Annotated in this window: 7 protein-coding genes; 4 read left to right on the forward strand and 3 right to left on the reverse strand. The window is 58.9% G+C overall.

The annotated features are described in order from the left end of the window. Positions 1–236: 236 nt before the first annotated feature. Positions 237–920 (forward strand): tetratricopeptide repeat protein, encoded by a 684-nt coding sequence (locus tag PFH44_RS22285; RefSeq protein ID WP_283826176.1) that lies wholly within the window; start codon positions 237–239, stop codon positions 918–920. Between the two features lie 914 nt (positions 921–1834). Here PFH44_RS22285 and gltP read toward each other — a convergent pair. Then, positions 1835–3145, reverse strand: a complete 1311-nt coding sequence (gltP, locus tag PFH44_RS22290) for a glutamate/aspartate:proton symporter GltP (RefSeq protein WP_283826177.1) — start codon at positions 3143–3145, stop codon at positions 1835–1837. 414 nt (positions 3146–3559) lie between these two features. On the opposite strand from gltP, the gene acs reads away from it, so the two are divergent. The 3 genes from acs (at position 3560) to actP (ending at position 7666) form a co-directional block, all read left to right on the forward strand. Then, positions 3560–5518 carry an acetate--CoA ligase gene (gene acs / locus PFH44_RS22295; RefSeq protein WP_045853422.1) on the forward strand — a complete coding sequence of 653 codons (1959 nt, stop codon included), beginning with the start codon at positions 3560–3562 and terminating at the stop codon, positions 5516–5518. A 187-nt stretch (positions 5519–5705) separates the two neighbouring features. Further along, positions 5706–6020, forward strand: coding sequence for a DUF485 domain-containing protein (locus tag PFH44_RS22300; RefSeq protein ID WP_045853423.1), 315 nt, complete (start codon positions 5706–5708; stop codon positions 6018–6020). Next, positions 6017–7666 carry a cation/acetate symporter ActP gene (gene actP / locus PFH44_RS22305; protein ID WP_045853424.1) on the forward strand — a complete coding sequence of 550 codons (1650 nt, stop codon included), beginning with the start codon at positions 6017–6019 and terminating at the stop codon, positions 7664–7666. Before PFH44_RS22300 ends, actP begins: the two co-directional genes overlap by 4 nt. A 33-nt stretch (positions 7667–7699) precedes the next feature. Here actP and PFH44_RS22310 read toward each other — a convergent pair whose 3' ends face one another. Together PFH44_RS22310 and PFH44_RS22315 are read right to left on the reverse strand one after the other, a co-directional pair. After that, a complete protein-coding gene (locus PFH44_RS22310) occupies positions 7700–8389 on the reverse strand; it encodes an LrgB family protein (RefSeq protein ID WP_283826178.1) in 690 nt (229 codons plus the stop codon). Next, the coding region (locus PFH44_RS22315) for a CidA/LrgA family protein (protein ID WP_283826179.1) at positions 8382–8640 on the reverse strand (259 nt) is incomplete at its 5' end. The genes PFH44_RS22310 and PFH44_RS22315, both read right to left, overlap by 8 nt.

Genomic DNA, 8640 nt, shown 5'->3' on the forward strand with positions numbered 1-8640 from the left:
AGTACAGTAAGCTAAAAGCCCGCCTGCGCGAAAGCGCGATGGGCTAAGTCAGACCGCTTTCCCGGAGGGGCGCGCCGCGCCTTTCCGGGCGACGGACCGGTCCCGCCGCTGGCGCAACGCTCGGCGGCGGGACACATTTATCGCCCCGGTTTCATCACGCCGGCTTAGCGCCTGTCATTTTCTTCTCTTACGCCTCCCTTTATACTGTTAGCTGTATCCCTAATAGATAATAAAAAATGAAATACCTCTATTTATTGCTGGCGCTGGTCTCCCTCACCGCAGGCGCCATGGAACCAGGCAGTCAGTACAAACAGCAGGCTGAATCGGGCGACCCGCGCGCGCAGTACTATCTCGCCGATACCTACGTCAGCTCCGGCGATTACCCGCAGGCCGAATACTGGGCGCAGAAGTCGGCGGAAAACGGCGATGGCGACGCGCTGGCGCTGCTGGCGCAGCTGAAGATCCGCAACCCGCAGAACGCCGATTACAAGCAGGCCAGGCAGCTGGCGGAAAAGTCGGTCCAGGCGGGAAGCAAGGCCGGGGAGATCGTTCTTGCCCGGGTGCTGGTCAATCATCAGGCCGGCAAGCCGGACTATTCGTACGCCATCACCCTGCTGCAGGACGCGGCCCAGGATCCGGAAAGCGACTCCGCCGTTGACGCGCAGATGCTGCTCGGGCTGATTTACGCCAGCGGCGTGCAGATTGCGGAAGATGACGCCGCGGCCACGCTCTATTTTAAACGCAGCTCCTCGCTGTCCCGCACCGGCTACGCCGAGTATTGGGCGGGGATGATGTTCCAGCAGGGGGAGAAGGGCTTTATCGAGCCCAATCAGCAGAAGGCCCTGCACTGGCTGAACGTCAGCTGCCAGGAGGGGTTTGATACCGGATGCGAGGAGTTTGAGCGGATAACCAAGGGGTAGCCTCTTCGCGCCCGGATGGCTTTTTTACGGTGGTTTGGGAGAAAGCTGCTTTTTAAGTTCCGTTCACATTCCGTGGAATGTTCCGTTCACCATTAGTCCCGCATACTTCTGTTTACTGCGGCATAGGTGAACGGCCCAGGGCCGGTTTCGCCCGGCCCTGGGGACCCGGCATCCCGGCAAGAAAAATCGTCGCTGCGCGATACCTTCGTCTCCGCCGTCTGGCTATTCGGGGACGGCAAGAGGTAACCTCCCTGTAAGGCTTGCCTCCGCCAGCATCCATGCTGGCGGCCCCGGCCAGCCGCCTGCGCCTCAGCGATTTTTAGCCGGCCCAACCCCCCTGCTGCATATCCCGATGCCTCATGGCTGCATAGTCATTGCTGAAAAGCCTTCAGCAATGATTTGGCTGCTGGTATCTACGGGCTGACAGCGAGGGGGTTAAGGCGCATCAAGAAAACTGGCGGGAACGCAGGCGCACATCCAGGACTGGCCGCCAGGACAAAAACGCCGGGAGCGTTTTTGAACGACGCTAGCGTCGGCCCCGAAGGGGTAAGTCCCATGGATGGGACGAATAAAGCGGCCAGAGAGGCAGGTCGAGACAGGGACGTCGAGTCCTGCCCGGTCCGCCAGATGAAGCCGGAGTGGAGCGTACCGCGCAGCGGCAGTTTTCAGCGCCATGCCGGGGGCCACGGGGGGCGGGCGAAACGCCCCCCGTGCCGTTCACCCGCAGCGGGTGTGAGAAAAGCGCTGGATTCATCGTGAACGGAACATTCCACGGAATATGAACGGAACGTTTCGCAGATTGCAGGACAAGCTAAAAAAACGGACTTCGCCCAAACCACCGTTATCTGGAATCCCCTGCCCCACGATAAAAAAAACCCGGCGCAGAGCGCCGGGTTTTTTATTCAATTACGCGCTTATTGCGCGGTCTTATCAAATTTACCCAGCACCTCACGCTCGTACGCCAGCGCTTTCTTACGGTCAAATTTGTGCTCCCACTTGGCGATAACCAGCACCGCCAGGGCATTCCCCACCACGTTCAGCGCGGTACGCGCCATATCGAGGATACGGTCAACGCCGGCAATAAAGGCCAGGCCTTCCAGCGGGATCCCGACGCTGCCCAGCGTCGCCAGCAGCACCACAAAGGAGACGCCCGGCACGCCGGCAATCCCTTTCGAGGTCACCATCAGCGTCAGCACCAGCGTAATCTCCTGCCACAGCGACAGGTCAATCCCGTACAGCTGAGCAATGAAGATCGCCGCAATACTCTGGTATAGCGTCGAACCGTCGAGGTTAAAGGAGTAGCCGGTCGGCACCACGAAGCTGGTGATTGAGGCCGGCGCGCCGTAGGCCTCCATCTTCTCAATAATACGCGGCAGCACGCTCTCGGAGCTGGCGGTAGAGTAGGCGAGGATCAGCTCGTCCTTCAGGATGCGAATCAGGATCCAGATACTCAGGCCGCAAAAACGTGCGACCAGCCCCAGCACCACCAGCGCAAAGAACAGAATCGCGAAATAGACCAGAATCACCAGCTTGGCCAGCGGCCACAGGGAGGCGAAGCCGAAGGTAGCGACGGTCACGGAGATCAGCGCAAACACCCCGACCGGCGCGTAGCGCATCACCATGTGCGTCACTTTGAACATGGTCTCGGAAATGGAGCGGAAAACGGTCACCAGCGGCTCACGATGCGTTGCCGGCAGCGAGGAGAGGCCAAGACCAAACAGCACCGAGAAGAAGATAATCGGCAGCATATCGCCCTTGGCCATCGAGGCGACGATATTGGTCGGCACCAGCGACAAAATCGTCCCCATCAGGCCGTGCGCGTGGCTTTGCACTTCCGCCGTCGTACTTTGGTATTTCGAAATATCGACCGCCGCCAGCTGCGACATATCAATGCCGGTGCCCGGCTGGAAAACGTTGGCCAGGGTGATCCCCAGCACAATCGCCACCGTGGTGATCACTTCAAAATAGATAATCGTTTTGGCACCAATGCGCCCCAGCTGCTTAGCGTCGCCGACGCCCGCAATCCCGACCACCAGCGTCGAAATCACAATCGGCACCACGATCATTTTGATCAGGTGGATAAAGATATCGCCCGCCGGCGTCAGGAGGTTCGAGATTAACCAATCACGGCTTTCGGCATGGTAATGCAGATAACTGCCCAGGAGTATGCCCAGCACCAGGGCCAGCAAAATTTGCCAGGCCAGGCTGACTTTTGTTTTTTTCATCACTACAGACTTCCTCAATGAAAGGCACCATTACCGGAGGTAATGTTACCCACTGAAAGGGGTATGAATTGTGTTGCGTTGCTCTATGGGTTTTTTTAACGCGCGATATGAGTATCATTTGCACGGCATGCTGCGCAAGCCTTTAAGAACAGGCCTTTACTCTGGTTTTATGCATAAAGCCGCTAATTACCCCCACTTACATTGCATAAGTATCTGTTATAAAAAAAATTTAATCGATTCCATTTCTATAAATTCACTGACGAAATTATTCCACTTAAAAGTTTCATTTGATTAATTTTCATTCAGTTTAATTAATGCGTGATCTGCCCCCCAAATAGCAAACAAAGCGCGCAAAGCCCCTACTATTAACGTTTATTTGACATATATTTAACAACCTACAGGAGAAAAAAAGCCATGAGCCAAATACATAAACACTCGATTCCCGCAAATATTGCGGACAGCTGCCTGATTAACCCGGAACAGTACAAGGCACAGTATCAACAATCCGTGACCGACCCCGACGCGTACTGGGGCGAGCAGGGCAAAATTCTCGACTGGATTCGACCCTATACGCGCGTGAAGAACACCTCGTTTGCCCCGGGCAACGTCTCTATCAAATGGTATGAGGACGGAACGCTGAACCTGGCGGCCAACTGTCTCGATCGCCACCTCGCGGAGCGCGGCGACCAGACGGCCATCATCTGGGAAGGCGACGACGCCAGCCAGAGCAAGAAAATTACCTATCGCGAGCTGCATCGCGACGTGTGCCGCTTTGCCAACGCCCTGCTCGGCCTCGGGATTAAAAAAGGCGACGTCGTAGCTATCTATATGCCGATGGTGCCCGAAGCGGCGGTCGCTATGCTGGCCTGCGCCCGCATTGGCGCCATCCACTCGGTTATTTTCGGCGGCTTCTCGCCGGAAGCGGTGGCCGGACGCATCATCGACTCCAGCTCGCGGCTGGTGATCACCGCCGACGAGGGCCTGCGCGCCGGTCGCGCCATTCCGCTGAAGAAAAACGTCGATGACGCGCTGAAAAATCCTAACGTGACCAGCATTGAAAACGTGGTCGTCCTCAAGCGCACCGGGGGCAAAACGGAATGGCACGAGGGTCGCGACCTGTGGTGGAGCGATCTGCTGGAAAACGCCAGCGACCAGCACCAGCCGGAAGAGATGAACGCCGAAGACCCGCTGTTTATCCTCTATACCTCCGGCTCAACCGGCAAGCCGAAAGGCGTCCTGCACACCACCGGGGGCTACCTGGTGTATGCGGCAACGACCTTCAAATACGTATTCGACTATCATCCTGGCGATATCTACTGGTGCACCGCCGACGTGGGCTGGGTAACCGGCCACAGCTACCTGCTGTACGGCCCGCTGGCCTGCGGCGCGACGACGCTGATGTTCGAAGGGGTACCAAACTGGCCGACTCCGGCGCGCATGTGCCAGGTGGTGGATAAGCACCAGGTCAGCATCCTGTATACCGCACCGACGGCGATTCGCGCGCTGATGGCCGAGGGCGATAAGGCTATCGAAGGCACCGACCGCTCTTCCCTGCGCATTCTTGGTTCCGTCGGCGAGCCGATCAACCCGGAAGCCTGGGAGTGGTACTGGAAGAAAATCGGCAACGAGAAATGCCCGGTGATGGACACCTGGTGGCAGACCGAAACCGGCGGCTTTATGATTACCCCGCTGCCGGGCGCCATTGAGCTGAAGGCCGGCTCCGCCACCCGTCCGTTCTTCGGCGTTCAGCCGGTAATCGTCGATAACGAAGGCACGCCGCTGGAAGGGGCCACCGAGGGCAACCTGGCCATCGCCGACTCCTGGCCAGGCCAGGCGCGCACCCTGTTCGGCGACCACGAGCGCTTCGAGCAAACCTACTTCTCCACCTTTAAAAACATGTACTTCAGCGGCGACGGCGCGCGTCGTGACGAGGATGGCTACTACTGGATAACCGGCCGCGTAGACGACGTGCTGAACGTTTCCGGCCACCGTCTGGGCACCGCCGAAATTGAATCGGCGCTGGTTTCACACCCGAAAATCGCCGAAGCGGCGGTGGTCGGCATCCCGCATAACATCAAAGGTCAGGCCATTTACGCCTACGTGACGCTGAATCACGGTGAAGAGCCGACGCCGGAGCTGTACGCGGAGGTGCGCAACTGGGTGCGTAAAGAAATAGGCCCGCTGGCCACCCCGGACGTGCTGCACTGGACCGATTCGTTACCGAAAACCCGCTCCGGTAAAATCATGCGCCGCATCCTGCGCAAGATTGCCGCCGGTGACACCAGCAACCTCGGCGATACCTCAACGCTCGCCGATCCTGGCGTGGTGGAAAAACTGCTCGAAGAGAAGCAGTCCATCGCAATGCCGTCGTAAATACGTACTGAATCCCTACACCCTCTCCCCAATCGGGGAGAGGAGATAAACATAAAACCTTCCTAAGGATTTCGGGCAGCAGGAAAGCGGTAAGCAGGCAGATTCCCGACGGTTTACCGTCGGGCGGACGCGTGCTGCCGACGTCTCGCGCGTGGATGACGAAAGGAATACCTCTGGAGACGCTAAGATGAATGATCAAATTTGTCAGCGGATAGAAAATAGTGCGCATTTCAGGGAGTTAGTTGCAACCCGGCAAAGGTTTGCCGCCATCTTGTCACTGATCATGCTGGTTATCTATGTCGGCTTCATTTTGCTTATCGCCTTTGCCCCCGGCTGGCTGGGTACGCCGCTGCACGCGGGAACCAGCGTCACCCGCGGCATCCCCATCGGCATCGGCGTCATCGTTATCTCCTTCCTGCTCACCGGCGTTTACGTCTGGCGGGCCAACGGCGAATTCGATCGTCTGACGAAAAGCGTTCTCAAAGAGGTGCAGGCATCATGAAGAAAGTTCTGACGGCGCTTGCCGCCACGCTCCCGGCTGCCGCAAACGCGGCCGATACGATCGCCGGCGCGGTCCAGCGCCAGCCGACAAACTGGCAGGCGATTATCATGTTCCTGATCTTCGTCGCCCTGACGCTCTATATCACCTGGTGGGCGTCAAAACGGGTACGCTCGCGCAGCGATTACTATACCGCCGGGGGGAACATCACCGGCTTCCAGAACGGGCTGGCGATTGCCGGCGACTTTATGTCCGCCGCCTCCTTCCTCGGGATCTCCGCGCTGGTTTATACCTCCGGCTACGACGGGCTGATTTACTCCCTCGGCTTCCTGGTCGGCTGGCCGATTATTCTGTTCCTGATTGCCGAACGCCTGCGCAACCTCGGACGCTATACCTTTGCCGACGTCGCCTCCTATCGCCTGAAGCAGGGGCCAATCCGTACCCTCTCCGCCTGCGGTTCGCTGGTGGTGGTGGCGCTGTACCTGATTGCGCAGATGGTCGGCGCGGGCAAGCTTATCCAGCTGCTGTTCGGCCTTAACTACCACGTTGCGGTGGTGCTGGTCGGCGTGCTGATGGTGCTGTACGTGCTGTTTGGCGGCATGCTGGCGACCACCTGGGTACAGATCATTAAGGCGGTTCTGCTGCTGTGCGGCGCCAGCTTTATGGCCTTTATGGTCATGAAGCACGTCGGCTTCAGCTTCAATAACCTGTTCAGCGAAGCGATGGCGGTCCATCCCAAAGGGGCGGCGATCATGAGCCCAGGTGGACTGGTGAAAGACCCGATATCGGCGCTGTCGCTTGGGCTGGGGCTGATGTTTGGTACCGCCGGTCTGCCGCATATTCTGATGCGCTTCTTCACCGTGAGCGATGCGCGCGAAGCGCGTAAAAGCGTATTCTACGCCACCGGTTTTATGGGCTATTTCTACATCCTGACCTTTATTATCGGCTTCGGCGCCATCATGCTGGTTGGCGCAAATCCGGCGTTTAAAGACGCTGCGGGCGCGCTTATCGGCGGCAACAACATGGCGGCGGTGCACCTCGCTGACGCGGTGGGCGGTAATCTGTTCCTCGGCTTTATTTCGGCCGTGGCCTTCGCCACCATTCTTGCGGTGGTTGCGGGCCTGACCCTGGCCGGGGCCTCGGCGGTTTCCCACGACCTGTACGCCAACGTCTTCCGTAAGGGCGCCAGCGAGCGCGACGAGCTGCGGGTATCGAAAATCACCGTGCTGCTCCTCGGCGTGGTCGCCATTCTGCTGGGGATCCTGTTCGAAAATCAGAACATTGCCTTTATGGTCGGACTGGCGTTCTCGATTGCCGCCAGCTGTAACTTCCCCATCATTCTGCTGTCGATGTACTGGTCGAAGCTGACCACCCGCGGGGCGATGATTGGCGGCTGGCTGGGGCTGCTGACCGCCGTTATCCTGATGATCCTCGGCCCGACGATTTGGGTGCAGATCCTCGGCCATGAGAAGGCTATCTTCCCGTACGAGTACCCGGCGCTGTTCTCGATTGCCATCGCCTTTATCGGTATCTGGTTCTTCTCCGCCACCGATAACTCGGCGGAAGGGCTGCGCGAACGCGAGCTGTTCCGCGCCCAGTTTATCCGCTCACAGACCGGCATCGGTATCGAACGCGGCCAGGCGCATTAAGCCTCTTAACCCCGGCCGTTCGGCCGGGGTTCATCAGAACATCAGCAGGCGCACCAGCGGCGCCGCCAGCACCATCACTACTCCAGACAGCATCATCACCAGGCTGGCGACAACGCCCTCCTGCGGCCCAAGCTCGTAGGAGCGCGCGGTCCCGGCACCGTGCGAGGCGGCGCCGAAACCCGCCCCTTTCGCCATCCCTTCACGAATCGACAGGCGCAAAAACAGCACATCGCCGATCGCCATGCCAAATACCCCGGTGACCACCACGAACAGCGCGACCAGATCCGGCTGACCGCCGAGGGGCCGGGCCGCGGCCAGCGCAAAAGGCGTGGTGACCGAACGCACCGCCAGGCTGCGCTGAATCTCATCGGAAAGGGTGAACAGGCGCGCCAGCCAGACCGAGCTGCAGACCGCCACGATTGAGGCCGTCACCACCCCGGCGCTCAACGACATCCAGTGGCGTTTAATAATCGCGAGGTTGTCATATACCGGCACGGCAAAAGCGATCGTCGCCGGCCCCAGCAGCCACAGCAGCCAGTGGGCCTCCCCCATATAGCTTTGATATGAAATATGGCCAAAGACCAGAATCAGCACCAGCAGGAGCGGGGTAAAAACCAGCGGCATCAGCGGCAGCTTGTGGAAGCGGCGATAGAGGCGCTTATTGGCAAAATAGAGCACCAGCGTCACGATCAGGCACAGGATGCTCAGATGGAGATCACTCATGCTTCATCCTGCTGATTTCATAGCGATAAATTTTATCCACCACCCACGCCGTGGCGCCCAGCACCAGCGTCGTGCTCAGCGCGATCACCAGCAGAATACGCCAGCCGTCCACCATCAGCAGCTGGGTGTAGTTGACCACCGCCACCACCGCCGGCACGAAGAACAGCAGCATTTCCGCCAGCAGCCAGCGGGCGCCGGCGCGCACCCACTTCAGCGGGATAATCCGACAGACGATAAGCGCCAGCAGCATC

It is taken from the genome of Klebsiella sp. Ech2A (genome assembly GCF_030078455.1).
In the GTDB taxonomy this organism is placed as follows: Bacteria; Pseudomonadota; Gammaproteobacteria; order Enterobacterales; family Enterobacteriaceae; genus Klebsiella; species Klebsiella terrigena.

What these genes read in the sequence shown, in the direction of transcription:
- PFH44_RS22285 (WP_283826176.1), top strand. Translation starts at nt 237, where the DNA reads ATGAAATACCTCTATTTATTGCTGGCGCTGGTCTCCCTCACCGCAGGC.
- gltP (WP_283826177.1), bottom strand. Translation starts at nt 3,145, where the DNA reads ATGAAAAAAACAAAAGTCAGCCTGGCCTGGCAAATTTTGCTGGCCCTG.
- acs (WP_045853422.1), top strand. Translation starts at nt 3,560, where the DNA reads ATGAGCCAAATACATAAACACTCGATTCCCGCAAATATTGCGGACAGC.
- PFH44_RS22300 (WP_045853423.1), top strand. Translation starts at nt 5,706, where the DNA reads ATGAATGATCAAATTTGTCAGCGGATAGAAAATAGTGCGCATTTCAGG.
- actP (WP_045853424.1), top strand. Translation starts at nt 6,017, where the DNA reads ATGAAGAAAGTTCTGACGGCGCTTGCCGCCACGCTCCCGGCTGCCGCA.
- PFH44_RS22310 (WP_283826178.1), bottom strand. Translation starts at nt 8,389, where the DNA reads ATGAGTGATCTCCATCTGAGCATCCTGTGCCTGATCGTGACGCTGGTG.